Source organism: Gellertiella sp. DMC107, assembly GCF_056313605.1.
This window is the reverse complement of record NZ_JBQUZZ010000006.1, coordinates 156,140-174,806: the sequence shown is the minus strand read 5'-3', so window position 1 is coordinate 174,806 and position 18,667 is coordinate 156,140. Positions and strand designations below refer to the sequence as shown.

The window sequence follows — 18,667 nt, the reverse complement described above, 5'->3', positions numbered from 1 at the left end:
TTCCGGTTACTGCTGGATCGCGGCGTAAGCGCCGTTGCTCCAGCGGTTGATGTCGTACTTGGCGTTCTTCAGGTCGCCCTTCTCGTCGAAGGCCACTTCGCCGACGACGGTGGAAACGGGCTTGCCGCTCTTCAGGGCCTCGGCCACCTTGGCCGGATCGTCAGAACCGGCAGCCTCGACGCCCTGGGCAATCGCCTGGACCACGGCATAGGAGAAGAGGGTGAAGCCTTCCGGCTTGAAGCCGCCGGCCTTGATCTTTTCCACCGCTTCCTTGGCTTCCGGCTTGGACTGCGGATCGGACGGGAAGACGAAGAGCGTGCCTTCGCCAGCCGGGCCGGCCACCTGCCAGAATTCCGGCGAGGCGATACTGTCGGGCATGATCAGCTGGAACTTGTAGCCCGTATCGGCGGCCTGGCGCAGGATCAGGCCGGCTTCCGGGTGGTAGCCGCCGAAATAGATCACGTCGGCCTGAGCTTCCTTGAGCTTGGCCACCAGCGCGCTGAAATCCTTCTCGCCCGCATTGATGCCCTCATACATGACCTCGTTGAGGCCACCGGCATTCATGGTTGCCTTCACCGCATCGGCCACGCCCTGGCCATAGGCGGTCTTGTCATGCAGGATCGCGACCTTCTTGCCGGCATATTGCCTGGCGATCCACGGACCGATGAAGGCGCCCTGGGCGTCGTCACGGGTGTAGAGACGCATGATGGTCGGCCAGCCCTTTTCGGCGGCGGCATCGGTCAGGACCGGGTTGGACGAGGCGGGGCTCATCATCAGCACGCCGTTTTCGGCGTAGACTTCAGAGGCCGGAATGCTCGAACCGGAGCAGGCATGGCCATCGACGAACTTGATGCCCGCAGCGGCAATGCGGTTGGCGACCGAAACGGCCTGCTTCGGGTCGCACTGGTCGTCCTCGAACTGCAGCTTGATCTGCTTGCCGGCCACGCCGCCCTTGGCGTTGATGGCATCGGCAGCCGCCTGGGCGCCCTGGCGGAACTGATCGCCGATGGTGGCGAGCGGACCCGTCAGCGGGCCTGCGACCGCAATCGTCAGATCGTCGGCCAGCGCCGCCGAGCTCAGCATCAGAACACCGGCGAGGGTCGCCAGATATTTGCTCTTGATCATGTCGTCTTCTCCTCTTGGAACGGGGGTCGGCCAGCACCATAGGCTTCAATGCGTCCGCGCTCCAGTCAGATTCAAGCGTAACCAGCAGTAATTATTATGATAATTCTTGATAGGGATAGCAGTTGCAGTGATGGAAGCGGCCGTTTCCGCCCCCGGATTTGACGCATGACAAGCGGTGGCAGACCTCTGCTCAGCCGGCAGTCGCAAGCGCCAGGGGATCGACGCCGATCAGCCATTCATGACCGCCATCGAGCAGAAGGACGGTGAGGAGCGCCGCGATCAGCAGCCCGGCGACGAATGCGCCATCCAGCTGCGGCCGGGCCTTTCGCGCCACCAGTGCGGCAAAGGGCAGGATGGAGGTGCCGGCAATGGCCGCGCCATGCTCCGCGCCGAGCCGTCTTGCGGCCCGCTTCTCCTGCATGGCGATACCGCCAAGACTGAAGAGGGCGAGCAGGCCGAACAGAAGGAGCGAGCGCAGGTCGCCGTTCGGCACCAGATGCCCGCACGCCCAGAGCAGGAAGCCGATCAGCACGGGATGGCGGGTGATCGAGACGATCGCCCCCCGGCGCCCGTCATCGGGCAGCAGCGTGATCGACAGGGGATTGCGGCTGATGAGGCCGGTGGTGACGAAGAAGAGGCCGGCGGGCGCCGTCAGCAGCGTCACCCATGCCTGCCAGGGGGCGGGATCCCACAGCGGGATATAGTCGAGCTGGAAACCGGTGTGAAAGACGAGGCCGATCGCCACAAGCGAGACCAGCGAATAGAGGGAGAAATAGGCGCTGCGCCCGAGCGCGCCGATCAGGCGTCCCCGGATGGCCGGAACGGCGGGCACGCTGTGCAGCGCGACGAAGAGCGCGAGGCTTGCAAGAAAGGCGGTCACGGCAGCCTCACTGGGTCAGGAAGAGGCTTGCGGCAATGGCCAGCGAGGCGAAGACGGCCAGGGCTGCGCCCGACCGTTGCAGCACGCCCATGCGATAGAGCGCGATCGCAAAGCCGATCAGGATCGGCGTCGCGATGCTGAGGCCCACCTGTGCGTCATTCATGGAAAATCTCCGGATTTCAAATCGTTCCTGCCTTCCTTTTCGGCCGGATGGGGTTTTTCGTCTTTGCGGTGCGTCAAATTTGGGGGGGCATGCGGCTCCTCCCGTTTTTATTTGCCGAAACGCAAAGAGCGATTTTGCCACGGGTCTAGAAACCGATGCGACGCTTCCGCTTCCGGTCTTCCGCCGGAGGGGGACCCAATCGCAACAGAGGAGCCGGGGCATGTCAGAACGCCTGACCAAGACTGCGGCACGAAACGTCTTCTACGGCGGATCGGCCTTTTTCTTCGCCATCTTCATCGGGCTGACAGCCCATAGCCATTACTACATCAAGACCGTTTCCACGGACGAGACCAAGCTCTCCGACAGCGTGGCGCGCGGCAAGCATGTCTGGGAAAAGAATTCCTGCATCAACTGCCACACGCTGCTCGGCGAAGGCGCCTATTTCGCCCCCGAGCTCGGCAATGTCTGGAAGCGCTGGGGCGGCGATGCCGATCCGGAAAGCGCCCGCGAGATGCTGAAGGCCTGGATGGCGGCCCAGCCCTCGGGGATCGAGGGACGGCGGCAGATGCCGCAGTTCAACCTGACCGACGAGGAAGTGCGCGACCTCGCCGATTTCCTCGAATGGACCTCGAAGATCAACACCCAGAAATGGCCGCCGAACGACGCCGGCTGACCACGCGCTTCTCAAGGGACAAACGATCATGAAATACGAAACCCAGAAGGTCGCGATGCTCTATTTCTACGGAGCGCTCGGCCTGTTCTTCGCCCAGATCCTCTTCGGCGTTCTCGCCGCCACCATCTATGTGCTGCCCAACACCTTCTCCGTGGTGCTGCCCTTCAACATCGTGCGCATGATTCACACCAATGCGCTGGTCGTCTGGCTGCTCATGGGCTTCATGGGCTCCACCTTCTACCTGCTGCCGGAAGAAAGCGAGACGGAGCTGTTCAGCCCCAAGCTCGCCATCGCCCAGTTCTGGATCTTCCTCGTTGCCGCAGCGATTGCCGTCGTCGGCTATCTCTTCCACATCCATGAAGGCCGCGAGTTCCTGGAACAGCCCTTCATCATCAAGGTCGGCATCGTCGTCGTCGCGCTGATGTTCCTCTTCAACATCACCCTGACGGTGCTGAAGGGCCGCAAGACCACGGTGACCAACATCCTCCTCTTCGGGCTCTGGGGTCTTGCGGTCTTCTTCCTCTTCGCCTTCTACAATCCGGCCAACCTCGCGCTCGACAAGATGTACTGGTGGTTCGTCATCCATCTGTGGGTGGAAGGCGTCTGGGAACTGATCATGGCCTCCGTGCTCGCCTTCCTGATGATCAAGCTCAACGGCGTCGACCGCGAAGTGGTGGAAAAATGGCTCTATGTCATCATCGGCCTGGCGCTCTTCTCGGGCATCCTCGGCACCGGCCACCACTATTTCTGGATCGGCGCCCCCGGCTACTGGCAGTGGATCGGCTCGCTCTTCTCCACGCTTGAGGTCGCACCCTTCGCCACCATGGTTGCCTTCTCCTTCGTCATGACCCGCAAGGCCGGCCGCAAGCATCCGAACCAGGCGGCGCTCCTGTGGTCGCTCGGCTGCTCGGTCATGGCCTTCTTCGGGGCCGGCGTCTGGGGCTTCCTGCACACGCTCGCACCGGTCAACTATTATACCCACGGCACCCAGCTCACCGCAGCCCATGGCCATCTCGCCTTCTTCGGCGCCTATGTGATGCTGAACCTCGCCATGATGGCCTATGCGGTGCCGGAACTCCTGAAGCGCGCGCCGGCCAACCAGGGCCTTTCGAAGCTCGCCTTCTGGATCATGTGCGGCGGCATGACCGTCATGACCTTCGCGCTCACCTTCGCCGGCATCAAGCAGGTGGAACTGCAGCGCATCGCCGGTGAAAGCTACATGGATACGCAGGATCAGCTGGCGCTCTTCTACTGGGTGCGCCTCGGCTCCGGCTTCCTCGTGCTGGTCGCTGCCTTCCTGTTCCTCGCCTCGCTCTTCCTCAAGGGGAAGAAGGCCGCGAACCCCGGGATCGTCAGCCAGCCGGCCGAGTGATGCCACGCCATACAAGGGAGGGGTGGGCGCTTTGCGCCCGCTCCTCTGCCTGCCGCACCGGCCTGCAACCATTCTCTTTCTTCCCCTTTCCCAGGAGACCTTGCCATGACCCTCCATATCGCCGATCCCAGGACCTTCAATCCCGACATCCCCGCCTACAGCCCGGCCGGCAACGAATGCGCGCTCTTCGAAGCGGCCTATCGCCAGAAGCTGCCGCTGATGATCAAGGGGCCGACCGGCTGCGGCAAGACCCGCTTCGTCGCCCATATGGCGGCCCGTCTCGGCCTGCCGCTCTCCACCGTTTCCTGCCATGACGACCTGACCTCCGCCGATCTCACCGGCCGCTACCTGCTGAAGGGCGGCGACACGGTCTGGGTCGACGGACCGCTGACCCGCGCGGTGCGCGAAGGCGGCATCTGCTATCTCGACGAGGTGGTGGAAGCCCGCAAGGACGTGGCCGTGGTGCTGCATCCGCTCACCGACGACCGGCGCATCCTGCCGCTGGAGCGCACCGGCGAGGAACTGTCGGCACCGGACAGTTTCATGCTCGTCGTTTCCTACAATCCCGGCTACCAGAACCTCCTGAAGGCGCTGAAGCCCTCCACCCGCCAGCGTTTCGTCTCGATCGAGTTTTCCTTCCTGCCGCAGGACGAGGAAATCGCGGTGATCTCCCGGGAAAGCGGTCTCGATGCCGCCCGTGTCGCGCCGCTGGTCAAGCTTGCCCACCGTTTCCGCGCGCTGAAGGGACAGGATCTGGAAGAGGGTGTGTCCACCCGTCTGCTGGTCTATTGCGCCAGCCTGATCGAGGCCGGGCTCGCCCCCTTCGAGGCGATCCGCGCCGCGCTGGTCGAACCGCTCACGGACGAGCCGGATATCCGCGCCGCCCTTCTGGAAACCGCCCGCGCCGTCATCGGCTGAGGCGTTCGCGAAGGAGCCCGCCATGCTGGATTTTCTGGAACTGGAGGAAACGGTCGGCCGCGCCTGGCACCGTTTCGCAGGCGATACAGGCAGTTTCCCCAGTCACCCGCAGGCGGCGGTGCGGCTGGCCGAGATGCGGCCGATGCTCGGGCCTTTCTTCCGTGCCCTCGGGGGCGAGAGCACGGTGGAAATCGCCCCCTCGCGGGCGAAGAGCTCGATGCATCGGCTGCGTTTCCGGCAATATGTCGGGCTCGGCGAAGAGCGGATCGAGGATATAGCCCGCGATCACCAGAGCCTGATGCTGCCGGATTGCATCCGCTTTTTTCCCGAGGCCTCGCTCAATCGCGATCTTTACCTGTGGCTCGCCGCCTTCATGGCCCTGATGCCGCAGCATGCGGACGGGGACGGGAGCGCCGATCCGCTCCGGGCCGATCTCCTGCATGTCGCCCGCTCGACGGAAACCGCCCGCCGCGTGCTGAAGCGCTTTCCCGGGCTGAAGCCGCTCTATGCGCGGCTTGCAGGCGCGCTCACCGCTGGCCGTCTGCGCGGCCGGCTGCCGCGCGCCGAACAGGCGGTGGAAAACCTGATCCGCGCCGAGCTTTCGGCCGCTGCCGGCCAGCCTTTCATCCGCGAGGCGCTGCCGCTGCCGCAAAAGGCGCCGCCCGGCTATCTGCCGGCGCTCGCCGTGCCGCTCTGGCCGCGCTTCGTGGAGCGCCCGGAAACGGCGCCGCGCCGCGAGGAGGAAAGCCCCGGCGCCGCCTCTTCGCCCGCGACGGGCGATGGCGAACGCATGATTGCCAGCCGCGAGGACCCCGACCGCAAGAGCGACCGCAGTCCCTTCCTGCTCAACCGCTTCGAGAAGATCCTCTCCCTTTCCGAAATGATCGGGGTCGACCGCCCCGCCGACGATACGGATGACGACACGCCGAAGACCGCCGACGATCTGGAGGACATGGTGCTGGGCGAAAGGCGGGGCAAGCCTGCCTCCCGCTTCCGCTTCGATCTCGACCTGCCGCCCGAGGCGCTCGACCGCAATCCGGTGACGGCGGAAATCCGCTATCCCGAATGGGATTATCGCAGTCAGGCCTATCTCGACAATCAGGTGGCCGTGCAGGTGCGCGTGGCCGATGCCGCCGAGGCGCGGGACGAGTTGCCCGAGGAGGCCCGCCAGCTGATCCGCCGGGTGCGCCGCCAGTTCGAGATCCTGCGTCCGCGCAACATCCTGATGCGTGGCGAACTCGACGGGGCCGAGCTCGATCTCGACCAGGTCATCCGCCGGCAGGCCGATCTGGCCGCCGGGCAGGAGGGCACGGACCGCATCCACATGCTGTCGCGCCCGCGTGCGGCCGATCTGGCCGTGACGCTTCTGACCGACGTGTCGCTCTCCACCGATGCCTGGGTGGACAATCGCCGGGTGATCGACGTGGAAAAGCAGGCGCTGCTGGTGCTCTCGCACGGGCTTGCCGCCTGCGGCGACCGCTATTCGGTGCTCTCCTTCACCTCGCGCCGGCGCGACTGGGTGCGGATGGAGACGGTCAAGGGGTTCGACGAGCCCATGGGGCCGGATATCGAGGCCCGCATCGCCGGTCTCAAGCCCGGCTATTACACCCGCATCGGCGCGGCGATCCGTCATGCCGCCGCCGATCTCGGCAAGCAGCCGAACAGTCGCAAGCTGCTGCTGCTGCTCACCGACGGCAAGCCGAACGATGTCGATTATTACGAAGGACGCTATGCGCTCGAAGATACCCGCCGGTCGGTGATCGAGGCTAGGCGTCGCGGCATTTCGGTCTTTGCCGTAACGGTGGACCGCAATGCGGGCACCTATCTGCCGGCGCTCTTCGGCCAGAACGGTTTCGCGCTGGTCGCCTCGCTGGCGAAACTGCCTGCGGCGCTGCCTGCCATCTATCGCGGTCTTGCCGGTTAAGCGCCCGGAATTTGCGCCACGGCAAAGTCTGCTTGTCCTGCCTCCTCTAGGCTGTTCCCATGCCCGGTTGCGCCTCGCGCCGAACCGGATGCCCTCCACGCTTGATCACAGGAACCTTTCGCATGAGCACCTCCGCCTCCGGTTCGACCGAACTGCCCTATGCCACTCTGGACGTGCGGCTTCTGCCGCCACCCGAACGCCATGCCCGCATCTTCCACATGCTGGGCCTGCTGGACGGGGGCGAATATCTCACCATCGTCAACGATCACGATCCGGCGCCGCTCCATCGCCAGCTCGAATGGGTGCAGCCCGGCGTGTTCTCGTGGGAATACCTGCTGGAAGGCCCGTCCGAATGGCATGTGCGCATCGCCCGCAAGGAAAGCGCCGGCTGCAACTGCTGCTGCGGCACCCATTGACCGCACCCGAAAATCGGGCCGGGGTTAAGCGAAAGTCGGCTTGACCCCGGCCCCCCGAAGAGCATCTTGTCTCGTGCGGACGCGGTGGCGTCCAGGAGGAGTGCAATGGCGAAAGAACCGATTCTACTCGATGTCCGGCCGATCCTCGCCTCAGGCGGGCATCCGTTGACGGCGATCCGCGAGGCGGTGGACTGTCTGAAGCCGGGGCAGGCGCTGCGGCTGATCGCGCCGTTCCGGCCCGATCCCCTGTTCCGGCTGATGGAGGAAAAGGGCTTCGAGGCCCATATGGCCGATCTGGCCGAAGGCGGCTGCGAGGTGCTGTTCGTGCCCCGCGACGAGGCCCCCTCCGACGATCCCGCCATCCCGTCGCCGCTCACCTGGTCCGATCCGGTGGAGCTGCTCGACCTCACCGATGCGACGCCGGCCCACATCGTGCCCCGCATTCTGGAGGCGCTGGAAGGCATTGGCGAAGGCGACGTGCTCTTCGTGCTGCTGCGCCAGGAGCCGACCTTCCTCTATTCCGACCTGACCAGCCGCCGGCATGGATGGGTGGGAAATTACGATGCGAGCGGCGAAACCTACCGGATCCTCATCCGCCGCGGGCTTGCCGAGGCCGCCGCCTGAGACCTCCGCTGCCGGAAGGGCCGGATGCCGGTATTTGACCGGCTTTCTTTGTATTGCATTAACATCCTATATCATAAGTTGCATTCCATTCTTCCCGCGGAGATGGAAAACGTGACCCTGTTTGGAAATATACGGCTCGGCCGTGCCACCTATGCCCTGCTGCTTGCGCTGCTGATCGGCTTCGATTTCGTCAAGGCGCCGGTGGAGCGATATGTGATGGCCCGCCATGATGCGGCGGCCGCCCGGCTGATGGAGCCGAAGCCCGCAGCAGCCCCGTCACCCCGGGCCTCCGGTGATCCCGACCTTCCGCTGATGCTCGACAGCCAGCGTGCCGCGGTCGAACGGATGAAGGCGCTCGGCCGCCCGCTGACGGAGGCGGAAAAGCAGGAATTCGAGAAGCAGATCCGCCGCGAGGCGGAAGGGATGGTGCTCGGCATGGGCGGCTTCGGCAATGCGGACCAGGAAACCCGTGACCTCGCCCTCGAGCAGAGCTTTTTCTTCTCCCTCTACCCGATCATCCAGTTGCTGATGGGACTTGGCACGCTTCTCGGCGTGCTGTGGCTGGTCTCCGGGCGGGTGCGCGATATCGGCTGGCCGCAGGCGGCGACCTGGATCGTGCTGGCGCCGCTCGTTCTGCCGCGCTTTCTCGGCCTTCCCCTGCCGGCCGTGGCCGCCGCTCTGGTCACCGGCTTCGGGCTGCTCGTTCTCCTGGCGATCGCCGTCATTCCGGCAGGCGGTTTCGGATCGTCCGACGAGGACGAAGACGAGGCGCCGCCGCCGTCCGGAAAAAGAGAGGGCGGCAACCGGTCTCCCGGTTCCCGCCCCGTCAGCCCCCGGTCGGGGCAGTTCGGCAAGCTGGGTGTCAACCGCTGAGCATCAGCCCCGGCGGGTGGCCAGCATCGGTGCGTGTTCGATGCCGAAGAGCAGGAAGGCGGCGGCAAAGGCCCCGCCGGCCAGCATCAGCAGCGGCATCTGCCAGTCCCCCGCCAGCGAGGCGGCGGGCCGGAGGATGGCGGCCGCAAAGAGCAGCAGATAGGAGAGGCGGGTCAGACCGGATGCGGTGAGCGCCCGACCCGTATGGCCGCGGCTCGCGCGGGTCATCACGGCGAGCATCATGGTGGAGATCGCCCCGATCGTCAGCACATGCAGGATGAAGGCGTCGTCCAGCAGGCCGAGCCCGCCGAAAGCAATGGCCGCAAAGCCCGCCGGCACGAATAGATAGGCGGCGTGCAGCACGAAGAGCAGTTTCTCGGCCCGCACCGCAAGCCCTTTCCAGCGCATCAGCCGGATGATGTGAAGCCCGGCGGCAGCGGCGGCAACCCCTGCGGTGACCGGCGATTCGGGCATGGCGGTCCATAGCCCGAGCGCGGTGACACCCACCAGGATCGCCCCCACGTCAAAGCGGGCGAAGGGCGCCGGCGCATCCTTGCGGCCCTGCTTGGCCATGTAGTTGCGGGTAAAGCTCGGCACGATCCGCCCGCCGATGATCATGACCAGCAGCGTATAGGCCGAAATGGCGAGGCTCATGGCCATTTCCGGATGCTCGCCTTCGGCCATGGCCCGGTGGAACAGGATATTGGCGAGGGAAAGGGCGGCGAGACCGGCGAGGATCTTCAGGTCCCTCCATTTCTTGCCGGCGGCGATTTCCCGGAAGGCGACAAGCAGCATGGCGGGCAGGAAAGCCCCGTCCACGGCCGCCGAGACGGTCGTGCCCAGCCGGTCGGGGTCGATCATCACCAGACGCCCGGCAACCCACAGGCAGAACAGCACGACCAGCGGTCCGCCGGCCACCGGCAGGCGGCCGGTCCAGTTCGGAATGGCCGTCAGCATGAAGCCGGCCAGAATGGCGGGCGCGAAGCCGAACAGCATTTCATGGGCGTGCCAGTGGCTGGAGCCGTAGCTGCCGCCGGGTTCCAGTCCGTTGTTCAGCGCCAGCAGCCAGACCGCCATGGCGATGGCGGCAAACAGGCCGCCGCCGAGAAAGAAGGGGCGGAAACCGTAGGAGAAGAGGGCGGGGCCATCCTTGCGCAGCCCGCGCGGCACGGGGCCGTCGGGCCTGTCGAGGATGAGGCGGGTTATGGGGCACATGGCGTGCTTTCCTTTCGTGCTGGCAAGGTGGCGTCATTTTCCTCCGTTCTAGAAAAGGCCCGTTCCCCCTTCTTTGCGCGGGCGCAAGCAGGCGCGCGAAGGGCGAAACGACAGAATTTTGCGAAATTTGTGCTGCCTCAAAGAGGCGTGCTTCGCTCAGGGGTAGAAACGGCGTCGAAGTCATTGAGGAAGAAAGGGGGACATAGCCATGTCCGATTCCATGAAACTGACCCGCCGCTCCATGCTTGCCGGCGCAGCCCTTGCAAGCGCAGCCGCACCGGTGCTCGCCGCCGCCAAGGCCTCTGCCGCCGCAGCCGCTACCCCGGCCGCCAAGGTCGATATCGCCTCGCTGCCGCGCCAGAAGGTAGAGCTCGTCGCGCCGCCCTTCGTCCATGCCCATACCCAGAAGGCCGAGGGCGGACCGAAGGTCATCGAATACACCATGACGATCCAGGAAAAGAAGCTCGTCATCGACGACAAGGGCACCGAAATTCACGCCATGACCTTCAACGGCTCGGTTCCCGGTCCGCTCATGGTCGTGCATCAGGACGATTATGTCGAGCTGACGCTGATCAACCCGGATACCAACGAACTCCAGCACAATATCGACTTCCATGCCGCCACCGGCGCGCTGGGCGGCGGTGCGCTGACCCTCGTCAATCCCGGTGAAACCGCCGTGCTGCGCTTCAAGGCCACCCGCGCCGGCGTGTTCGTCTATCACTGCGCACCTCCCGGAATGGTTCCGTGGCACGTCACCAATGGCATGAACGGCGCAATCATGGTTCTGCCCCGCGACGGCCTGAAGGACGGCAAGGGCAACGACCTCGTCTATGACAAGGTCTATTATGTCGGCGAGCAGGATTTCTACGTGCCGAAGGACGAAAACGGCAATTACAAGAAATATGAAAGCGCCGGCGACGCCTATGACGACCAGCTCAAGGTCATGCGCACGCTGACCCCGACCCATATCGTCTTCAACGGCGCGGTCGGCGCGCTGACCGGCGAAAAGGCTCTCAAGGCGGAAGTGGGCGAACGGGTGCTGATCGTACATTCCCAGGCCAACCGCGATACCCGTCCGCATCTCATCGGCGGGCATGGCGATTATGTCTGGGCCACCGGCAAGTTCCACAACCCGCCGGATGTGGATCAGGAAACCTGGTTCATCCCGGGCGGTGCGGCAGGGGCTGCCTACTACACGTTCCATCAGCCCGGCATCTACGCCTATGTGAACCACAACCTCATCGAAGCCTTCGAGCTCGGTGCGGCGGCCCACTTCAAGGTTACCGGCGACTGGAACGACGACCTGATGACCGCCGTCGTTGCCCCGAACGCCACCTGATCGCGACCGGCTTTCCTCCGATCCCCCAGGCCGCCGGCTTCTGCCGGCGACCGCATCCGGGGCGGCGTCTCGCCGCCCCGGCTTCCGACCCGCAAGGCCCGGCAAGGGCACCCATGACAGGAGCGCGCCGTGACAGCCACCATGAAATACGGCCATGAGTCGACGCTTTCGCTTCTTTTTCCCGCAAGTCTCGTGCTGTTGCTGTCAGGAGCGCTGGCGCTGGAGGCGGGCCTCTGGAACCCGCGCCCCTCCGATGCCGATCTCTACCGGCCCGTGACGGTGACGCTTGCCGCCGGCAGCTTCACCCACCGGCTCGACGGAGACTATTACCGCAAGGGCTATGCCGTGGACGCGCCCCGCCAGACCGTCACGATCCCGGCTCCGCTCGAGATCATGAAATTTCCGGTGACCGCCAGCAGCTACGACGATTGCGTGGCCGAGCTTGCCTGTCCGCCGCGCGAGCCCGGGCGCCAGCCCGCAGCGCCGGCCGGCGTCGATGTGCCGGCCACCGGCGTCAGCCATGACGACGCGCTCACCTATGCGCGCTGGCTCTCCTCCCACACGGGCGAGACCTATGACCTGCCGAGCGATGCGGAATGGGCCTATGCCGCCGGATCGTCCTTCGTCGACGATGCGCTGGGCATCGATCCCGACAACAAGAACCCGGCCATCCGCTGGCTTGCGGATTACAACCGGGAAACGGCCCGCAAGGCCTCTTCCGATCCCGCGCCGAAGCCGCTCGGCCATTTCGGCGTGAACGAGAACGGCCTGTCCGATCTCGCCGGCAATGTCTGGGAGTGGACCTCCACCTGCCAGCGCCGCGTGGATCTCGAAAAGCCCGCGGATCAGGCGACCGATACGGCCTGCGGCATATTCGTCGCGGAAGGCAAGCATCGCACCGCGCTCAGCTCCTTCGTGCGCGACCCGAAGACGGGCGGCTGCTCGGTGGGTGCACCGCCGGACAATCTGGGTTTCCGGCTGGTGCGCCGCCCGGGCCTTCTCCAGTGGCTGGGCCAGAAAATCGGCCTTTGACCGTGCATAGGGGAAATTACGGGCTTGTGCCGCCGGGAAAAGCCGGAAAGAGTCCGCCGAAGCGGAGCCAGGATCCGCTCCCCGCCGCATGAAACCTCAGGAAGTCCCATGGCCTTGCGCATAGATCGCAGCATCGTCAAGCCGTTGCCGCTGTTTTCGCGGATGACCGATAGCGAAATCGACCTCATTCTCTCGCATGCCAGCTCCAGCCGCGCCGCGCAGGGCGAGGCGGTTTTCCTGCAGGGCACGCCGGCCAGTCATTTCTTCCTGCTGCTCAACGGTCGCCTCAAGGTCACGCAGGTGACGCCGGATGGGCAGCAGATCATCGTGCGCGTCGTGCATCCGGGCGATCTCTTCGGTTTCGCCAAGGCGCTCCAGCGCACCGATTATCCCGGAACGGCCCATGCGGCGGCCGAAAGCCTCTATCTGGCCTGGCCGACCTCGCTGTGGTCCTTCTTCGTCGAGCAGAACCCCGCGCTGGCCGTTTCGGCCCTGCAGACCATCGGCAACCGTCTCGAGGAAGCCCATACGCGCATCCGCGAAATGTCCACCCAGGAAGTGGAGCGGCGCGTGGCCCATGCGGTGCTCCGGCTTGCGGGCAAGGCGGGGCGGCCGGAAGAGGGCGGTATCCGCATCGATTTCCAGATTTCCAAGCAGGATATTGCCGAAATGACCGGCACGACGCTGCACACGGTCTCGCGCATTCTCAGCGCCTGGGAAGACCGGGGACTGGTCGAGGGCGGGCGGCAGAAGCTTCTGGTGCGCGACCTCACCGGCCTGTCGCGGCTGGCCGAAGGCGAGAAGTGATTTTTCTCAAATTCCGCTCCGATATTTGACGCGGCGCAAAGTTTGCGCGGCCGGTTGCTTTATCACTTGTCTCACGCCGCCGGTGTTCAAGACCGGGACGAACTTCAAGGAGACAAGAAAATGCCACGCTTTCCCTTTGCGCTCGCCGGTGCGGCGCTTGCCCTCTCGCTCGTTGCTGGTGCCGCTGGCGCCGCCGATTTCGAAGTTCACATGCTGAACAAGGGCAAGGATGGCTCGATGGTGTTCGAGCCGGCGCTGACCAAGGTTGCTCCGGGCGACAGCGTCACCTTCATCCCCACCGACAAGGGCCATAATGTCGAAACGATCAAGGATCTGATCCCGGCCGGTGCCGAAGCCTTCAAGAGCAAGATGAACGAGACCTACAAGGTCACCTTCACCGCGCCGGGCGCCTATGCGGTCAAGTGCTCGCCGCATGTCGGCATGGGCATGGTCGGCCTCGTGGTGGTGGGCGACAAGCCCGAAAATCTCGATGCGATCAAGAATGCCAAGGTGCCGAAGAAGGCCGGCGAACGGCTTCAGGCCGCCATCGCGGCGCTCGGCCAGTAAGCAGAACAGGCATGATGGGGCGGCGGAAATTGTTCCGCCGCCCTTTTCCTATCAAGCGGCGGATTTCCATGAAACATGTATCGATTGCTGGAAAAGTCCTCACCATTCTCGGCCTGTTCGGCCTCTTTGCCATCGGCATGGCCGTCTATTCAGGCCTCGCCATGATCCGGGTCGAGGCGGCCTATCACGGCCTTCTCGACGGTGGCGTCAAGGCGGCATCGCAGGTGGCCAGCGCCAACCGCATGCTGCAGGCCAGCCGCGCCGCGCTGGGCGAACGTCTGCTGGTCGGGACGCCGGAAGGCGTGACGGCGGCCGACGAGGAAATCGCCTTCTCGCGCCAGCGGCTCGAAGCCACCTTTGCCGATTCGATCGGGGCGCTTCCGGGCGATGGCGATCTTCCCGTGCTGCGTGACCGCACCTTTGCCCTTCTCGACGGCGACTGCCGGCCGGCCTCCACGGTGGACGATGCCGCCCGTGAGGCCTATCTCACCGCCTGCCAGCCCCAAATCGCCGCCCTCAGCAAAGACCTGACGACCAAGCGCGCGGCCATCTATGACGGCGCCCGGATCGCCAGCGAGACCCTGGCCAGCGATACGAGCGACAAGGCCCGCAACACCGGACTTTTCATGGTGGGAGGCCTCGTTCTCGTGATTGCCGGTGGCTATGTCGCGATCCGGCGCATGGTCGTCTTCCCCGCCACCCGGATCAGCCAGTCCATGCTGGTGCTGTCCGAAGGCAATCTTCAGGCCGCGATCGAGGGTGAGGACCGCCGGGACGAGATCGGCTCCATGGCCCGGGCGCTGGCCGTCTTCCGCGACAATGCCCGCAAGGCACTTTCCGACGAGAAGCTTGCCGCCGAGGACCGGGCACGGGCCGCCGATGCCCGCGAGGCCGAGCGGCTTTCCGCCCACCGGCGCGCCGAAGAGCTGAACGATGCGGCCAACCGGCTCGGCGATGCCCTGCGCGCCCTGTCTGCAGGCGATCTCACCTGCACGCTCGACACCGCCTTCGCACCGGAACTCGACCGGCTTCGCGTCGATTTCAACGCCTGTGCGGCGCAACTGGCCCAGACCGTCACCACCGTCGCCCATACCGCCGAGGCCATCGACAGCAACAGCCGCGAAATCTCCGTCAGCGCCGATCATCTCTCCCGCCGCACCGGCGAACAGGCCGCAGCCTTGGAAGAGACGGCAGCCGCGCTCGACCAGATCACCGTCAATGTCGGCCATTCCACCCGAAGGGCCTCCGAGGCCCGCGCGGCCGCCGGAACCGCCAATGCCAGCGCGGCCGAGGCCGAAGCCGTGGTCAATCGCGCCGTCGATGCCATGCAGCGGATCGACCGCTCCTCCTCGGAAATCGCCAATATCATCGGCGTGATCGACGAGATCGCCTTCCAGACCAATTTGCTGGCGCTGAATGCGGGCGTCGAGGCGGCGCGCGCGGGGGAAGCCGGCAAGGGCTTTGCGGTCGTTGCCCAGGAAGTGCGCGAACTCGCCCAGCGCTCGGCAGCGGCGGCGCGCGACATCAAGGCGCTGATCGCCCATTCGGCCCGCGAAGTGGAAACCGGCGTTCGTCTCGTCGGCGAAACGGGGTCGGCGCTCCGGGCCATCGAGGCGCATATCCTGGCGATCAACAGCCACATGGACGCGATTGCGACGGCCTCGGGAGAGCAGTCCGCCGGCCTTCAGGAGGTAAACCGCGCGGTCAACAGCCTCGATCAGGTCACCCAGCAGAATGCGGCCATGGCCGAGGAAGCCACCGCCGCGAGCCACGCCCTGACGCTCGAGACCGAACGGCTGCGCCACCTGGTGTCTGCCTTCCGTCTGGAGGCGTCTTTCGGCAAAAACCGTCGCGCTGCGTAGGATTTGTCGCGATTGAACGCTGCGTTCGCGCGGAGAGACTTGCATTTTCTCCGCGCCTCCGCCATTTTCAGACTGTTCTCAGGGCGGGGTGAAACTCCCCACCGGCGGTATCGGGAGAAATCCCGGAGCCCGCGAGCGCTTCCGGGCAACCGGGAGGTCAGCAGATCCGGTGCGAGGCCGGAGCCGACGGTATAGTCCGGATGGAAGAGGACAAGACAAAGCGACCGCCTGTAAAAGGGCGGCGCAGCGATCTTTGTTCGCCCAAGGGACGTTTGGCTGATCCGCCATGTGGCGGTGATGGTGCAACGAAGCCGGTATCCGGCCAACCCTTGAAAGACTGCAACATGACCATTTCCAAAATCGAAGATGCGATTGCCGCGCTGGCCCGTGGCGAGATGATCGTCGTCGTGGACGACGAGAATCGCGAGAACGAAGGCGACGTGATTTTTGCCTCCGAGGATGCCTCGCCTGAAAAGATGGCCTTCATGATGAACAAGGCCCGGGGCCTCGTCTGCGTCGCCATGCCCGGCGAGCGGCTCGATGCACTCGACCTGCCGCTGATGGTGCCGAACAACACGGAATCGCTGCAGACGGCCTTCACCGTCTCGGTCGATTATCTGCCGGAAACCACCACCGGCATTTCCGCCGCCGACCGGGCGGCGACCGTCCGCGCGCTGGTCAACCCCGCCTCCCGTCCGGAAGAATTCGCCCGCCCCGGCCATATCTTCCCGCTGCGCGCCAATCCCCGGGGCGTGCTCGGCCGTCCCGGCCACACGGAAGCCGCAGTCGATCTCTGCCGGTTGGCCGGCAAGTTTCCGTCGGGCGTGATCTGCGAAGTGGCCAATGACGACGGCACCATGGCGCGCCTGCCGCAGCTCGAAGTCTTTGCCGAGCAGAACGGTCTGGTTCTCGTGACCATCGAGGATCTCATCCGCTACATCAAGGCCGAGAATGCGAAGGCCTCCGCCACCCGGGTGGTGGAAGCCGCCTGAGCGGAAGTACAGCCTAGCCCTCCTGCGGGCGCCCTCGCGGCGCCCGACGGGACCTCACGCGCGGCCGATTGCCCGTTTGAGGCTTTCGACTTCCTGAGGCGTCAGCGCCCGCACCGCACCCTTTTCCAGCGTTCCGAGCGGAAGCGCCCCGATCGCCACCCGCACCAGCCGCAGGCATTCAACGCCCAGCGCCTCCAGAATGCGGCGGATCTGGCGGTTCTTTCCCTCGTCCAGCGTCACCTCGATCCAGGCAGTCCTGTCGCCTTCCCGGATGAGCCGGGCATCGAGCGCCTTCAGGTGCTCCCCTTCATGGGAAACGCCGTCGCGCATGGCGGCGAGCATCGTCTCATCCGCGTGCCGGTCGATCTGCACATGATAGATTTTCGGCAGATGGGTGTCGGGATCGAGCAGCGCCTGCGCGAAAGTCGTGTCGTTGGTGAAGAGAAGCAGCCCCTCGCTGGCCTTGTCCAGTCGCCCGACCGGCGAGAGATGGGTGGCGTCGAGCCCCTTCAGGCAGTCATAGACGGTCGGCCGCCCTTCCGGATCGTGGCGCGTGGTGACGAGACCGCGCGGCTTGTTCAGCATGAAATAGAGGGGCTTCTCCGCGGCGACCGGCTTGCCGTCCACGGCAATCCGCGCCGTCTCCACATCCACCCAGCTCAGGGGATCGGTGATGCGCCGGCCATCCACGCTCACCCGGCCCTCCCGCACCAGCCGCTCCGCTTCCGTACGCGAGCAGAAGCCGCGCTTGGAAAGGGCCCGCGCCAGCATGCTGCGCTTGCCCTCGCGCTCGGCGGGTTTGGCGGAAGGAGCCCGTTTCGGGCGCCCGTGGCTTTGCTTCATTCTCGGCTCCGGCTGTGGACATGCAATCCGGGCGGCGGTTGACCGCCCGGGACTTCGGTTCTAGAGCCATACCAGAAATTTTGCCCGAAGTGAGATCATGTTGACCCAGGACGACATCACCCGCGAACTCGTGACGCTGCGCGACTACTGGCGCTATGCCATCTCCCGCTTCAATGCCGCCGATCTGGCCTATGGCCATGGCACCTCGACCGCCGGCGACGATGCGGCCTTCCTGCTGCTCGATTCGCTCGACCTGCCCATCGACGTGCTCGACCCCTTCCTCGATGCCCGCCTGCTGCCGGCGGAACGGAGGCTTCTGGCCGAACGGATCGAGGCGCGGGTCACCACCCGCAAGCCGTCGGCCTATCTGACCGGCCGCTCCTACATCCAGGGCATGCGCTTCTTCGTGGACGAGCGGGTCATCGTGCCGCGCTCCCATATCGGCGAAATCCTGTTCAACGAATATATCCATTCGGAAGGCTCCGCTTTCCTGCCCGATCCGATGATGGTGGAAAGCGCCGTCGATATCTGCACCGGCTCCGGCTGCCTGGCGGTGATTGCCGCAAAATTCTTCCCGAATGCCCTCATCGAAGCGGTCGATCTCTCGGCGGACGCCCTTGAGGTCGCGCAGCGGAACCTGGAAGAGCACGGTGTCGAGGATCAGGTCAGCCTGCATGCGGGCGATCTCTTCGCACCGCTTGCGGGCCGCCGCTACGATCTCGTCATCACCAATCCGCCCTATGTGGATCACGAGGCGCTGGCCGGCTATCCGCCCGAATATCGCGCCGAGCCGGAAATGGCCCATGATGGCGGCACGGACGGGCTCGATCTCGTGCGGCGGATCATCGAGGAGGCTCCCGCCCACCTCAATGCGGGCGGCGGGCTGATCTGCGAGATCGGTTCGGGGCGCGAAATCCTGGAAGACGAATATCCGCATCTCGATTTCCTCTGGCTGGAAACCGAGAATTCGCAGGATGCGGTCTTCTATCTGGCCGCCGAAGCGCTCGGCGTGGAATAGGGCCCGCCGGCCGCAATGCGCCCA

Annotated in this window: 19 protein-coding genes and 1 riboswitch; of the genes, 14 read left to right on the top strand and 5 right to left on the bottom strand. The window is 65.2% G+C overall.

Annotation, left to right across the window (positions count from 1 at the left end):
- Positions 1-6: 6 nt before the first annotated feature.
- The 3 genes from ACT54B_RS18855 to ACT54B_RS18845 form a co-directional block, all read right to left on the bottom strand.
- Positions 7-1,125 (bottom strand): ABC transporter substrate-binding protein, encoded by a 1,119-nt coding sequence (locus tag ACT54B_RS18855; RefSeq protein WP_476047149.1) that lies wholly within the window; start codon positions 1,123-1,125, stop codon positions 7-9.
- Positions 1,126-1,315: 190 nt separating this feature from the next.
- A complete protein-coding gene (locus ACT54B_RS18850; RefSeq protein WP_476047148.1) occupies positions 1,316-2,005 on the bottom strand; it encodes an NnrU family protein in 690 nt (229 codons plus the stop codon).
- A gap of 7 nt (positions 2,006-2,012) precedes the next feature.
- Positions 2,013-2,168, bottom strand: coding sequence for a hypothetical protein (locus ACT54B_RS18845; protein ID WP_476047147.1), 156 nt, complete (start codon positions 2,166-2,168; stop codon positions 2,013-2,015).
- A 220-nt stretch (positions 2,169-2,388) separates the two neighbouring features.
- Between ACT54B_RS18845 and ACT54B_RS18840 the strand changes: the two genes are divergently transcribed.
- The 7 genes from ACT54B_RS18840 (at position 2,389) to ACT54B_RS18810 (ending at position 8,968) form a co-directional block, all read left to right on the top strand.
- Complete coding sequence (locus ACT54B_RS18840) at positions 2,389-2,841, top strand: c-type cytochrome (RefSeq protein ID WP_476047145.1); 453 nt, start codon at positions 2,389-2,391, stop codon at positions 2,839-2,841.
- A gap of 28 nt (positions 2,842-2,869) precedes the next feature.
- Positions 2,870-4,213: a cbb3-type cytochrome c oxidase subunit I gene (locus ACT54B_RS18835; RefSeq protein ID WP_476047143.1), complete on the top strand. Its 1,344-nt coding sequence runs from the start codon at positions 2,870-2,872 to the stop codon at positions 4,211-4,213.
- Positions 4,214-4,318: 105 nt separating this feature from the next.
- A complete protein-coding gene (locus ACT54B_RS18830; RefSeq protein WP_476047141.1) occupies positions 4,319-5,131 on the top strand; it encodes an AAA family ATPase in 813 nt (270 codons plus the stop codon).
- Between the two features lie 22 nt (positions 5,132-5,153).
- The gene (locus ACT54B_RS18825) at positions 5,154-7,055 is read left to right on the top strand and encodes a nitric oxide reductase activation protein NorD (RefSeq protein ID WP_476047139.1); all 1,902 of its coding nucleotides are present in this window, start codon (positions 5,154-5,156) and stop codon (positions 7,053-7,055) included.
- Positions 7,056-7,177: 122 nt separating this feature from the next.
- Positions 7,178-7,471 carry a DUF2249 domain-containing protein gene (locus ACT54B_RS18820; protein ID WP_476047137.1) on the top strand — a complete coding sequence of 98 codons (294 nt, stop codon included), beginning with the start codon at positions 7,178-7,180 and terminating at the stop codon, positions 7,469-7,471.
- A 105-nt stretch (positions 7,472-7,576) separates the two neighbouring features.
- On the top strand, positions 7,577-8,095 hold the full coding sequence (locus ACT54B_RS18815; RefSeq protein ID WP_476047135.1) for a DUF2249 domain-containing protein: 519 nt from the start codon (positions 7,577-7,579) through the stop codon (positions 8,093-8,095).
- 111 nt (positions 8,096-8,206) lie between these two features.
- Positions 8,207-8,968: a hypothetical protein gene (locus ACT54B_RS18810; protein WP_476047133.1), complete on the top strand. Its 762-nt coding sequence runs from the start codon at positions 8,207-8,209 to the stop codon at positions 8,966-8,968.
- A 3-nt stretch (positions 8,969-8,971) separates the two neighbouring features.
- Here the strand turns inward: ACT54B_RS18810 and ACT54B_RS18805 are convergent, their stop codons facing one another.
- Entirely contained in the window at positions 8,972-10,183 is a 1,212-nt protein-coding gene (locus tag ACT54B_RS18805) for an NnrS family protein (RefSeq protein WP_476047132.1), read from the bottom strand.
- A 208-nt stretch (positions 10,184-10,391) separates the two neighbouring features.
- On the opposite strand from ACT54B_RS18805, the gene nirK reads away from it, so the two are divergent.
- From nirK to ribB, 6 genes are all read left to right on the top strand, one after another.
- Entirely contained in the window at positions 10,392-11,522 is a 1,131-nt protein-coding gene (gene nirK, locus ACT54B_RS18800; RefSeq protein ID WP_476047130.1) for a copper-containing nitrite reductase, read from the top strand.
- Positions 11,523-11,651: 129 nt separating this feature from the next.
- Positions 11,652-12,554 (top strand): SUMF1/EgtB/PvdO family nonheme iron enzyme, encoded by a 903-nt coding sequence (locus tag ACT54B_RS18795; RefSeq protein WP_476047128.1) that lies wholly within the window; start codon positions 11,652-11,654, stop codon positions 12,552-12,554.
- A gap of 114 nt (positions 12,555-12,668) precedes the next feature.
- The gene (locus ACT54B_RS18790) at positions 12,669-13,361 is read left to right on the top strand and encodes a Crp/Fnr family transcriptional regulator (protein ID WP_476047409.1); all 693 of its coding nucleotides are present in this window, start codon (positions 12,669-12,671) and stop codon (positions 13,359-13,361) included.
- 120 nt (positions 13,362-13,481) lie between these two features.
- Positions 13,482-13,928, top strand: coding sequence for a pseudoazurin (locus ACT54B_RS18785; protein WP_476047126.1), 447 nt, complete (start codon positions 13,482-13,484; stop codon positions 13,926-13,928).
- Positions 13,929-13,996: 68 nt separating this feature from the next.
- Complete coding sequence (locus ACT54B_RS18780) at positions 13,997-15,790, top strand: methyl-accepting chemotaxis protein (protein WP_476047125.1); 1,794 nt, start codon at positions 13,997-13,999, stop codon at positions 15,788-15,790.
- A 70-nt stretch (positions 15,791-15,860) separates the two neighbouring features.
- Positions 15,861-16,006, top strand: a riboswitch (FMN riboswitch).
- A 128-nt stretch (positions 16,007-16,134) separates the two neighbouring features.
- On the top strand, positions 16,135-16,782 hold the full coding sequence (gene ribB, locus ACT54B_RS18775; protein ID WP_476047123.1) for a 3,4-dihydroxy-2-butanone-4-phosphate synthase: 648 nt from the start codon (positions 16,135-16,137) through the stop codon (positions 16,780-16,782).
- Between the two features lie 54 nt (positions 16,783-16,836).
- On the opposite strand, the gene ACT54B_RS18770 is transcribed toward ribB, so the two are convergent.
- Entirely contained in the window at positions 16,837-17,625 is a 789-nt protein-coding gene (locus ACT54B_RS18770; RefSeq protein ID WP_476047122.1) for a pseudouridine synthase, read from the bottom strand.
- A 97-nt stretch (positions 17,626-17,722) separates the two neighbouring features.
- On the opposite strand from ACT54B_RS18770, the gene prmB reads away from it, so the two are divergent.
- Positions 17,723-18,643 (top strand): 50S ribosomal protein L3 N(5)-glutamine methyltransferase, encoded by a 921-nt coding sequence (prmB, locus tag ACT54B_RS18765; RefSeq protein ID WP_476047120.1) that lies wholly within the window; start codon positions 17,723-17,725, stop codon positions 18,641-18,643.
- Positions 18,644-18,667: the final 24 nt, after the last annotated feature.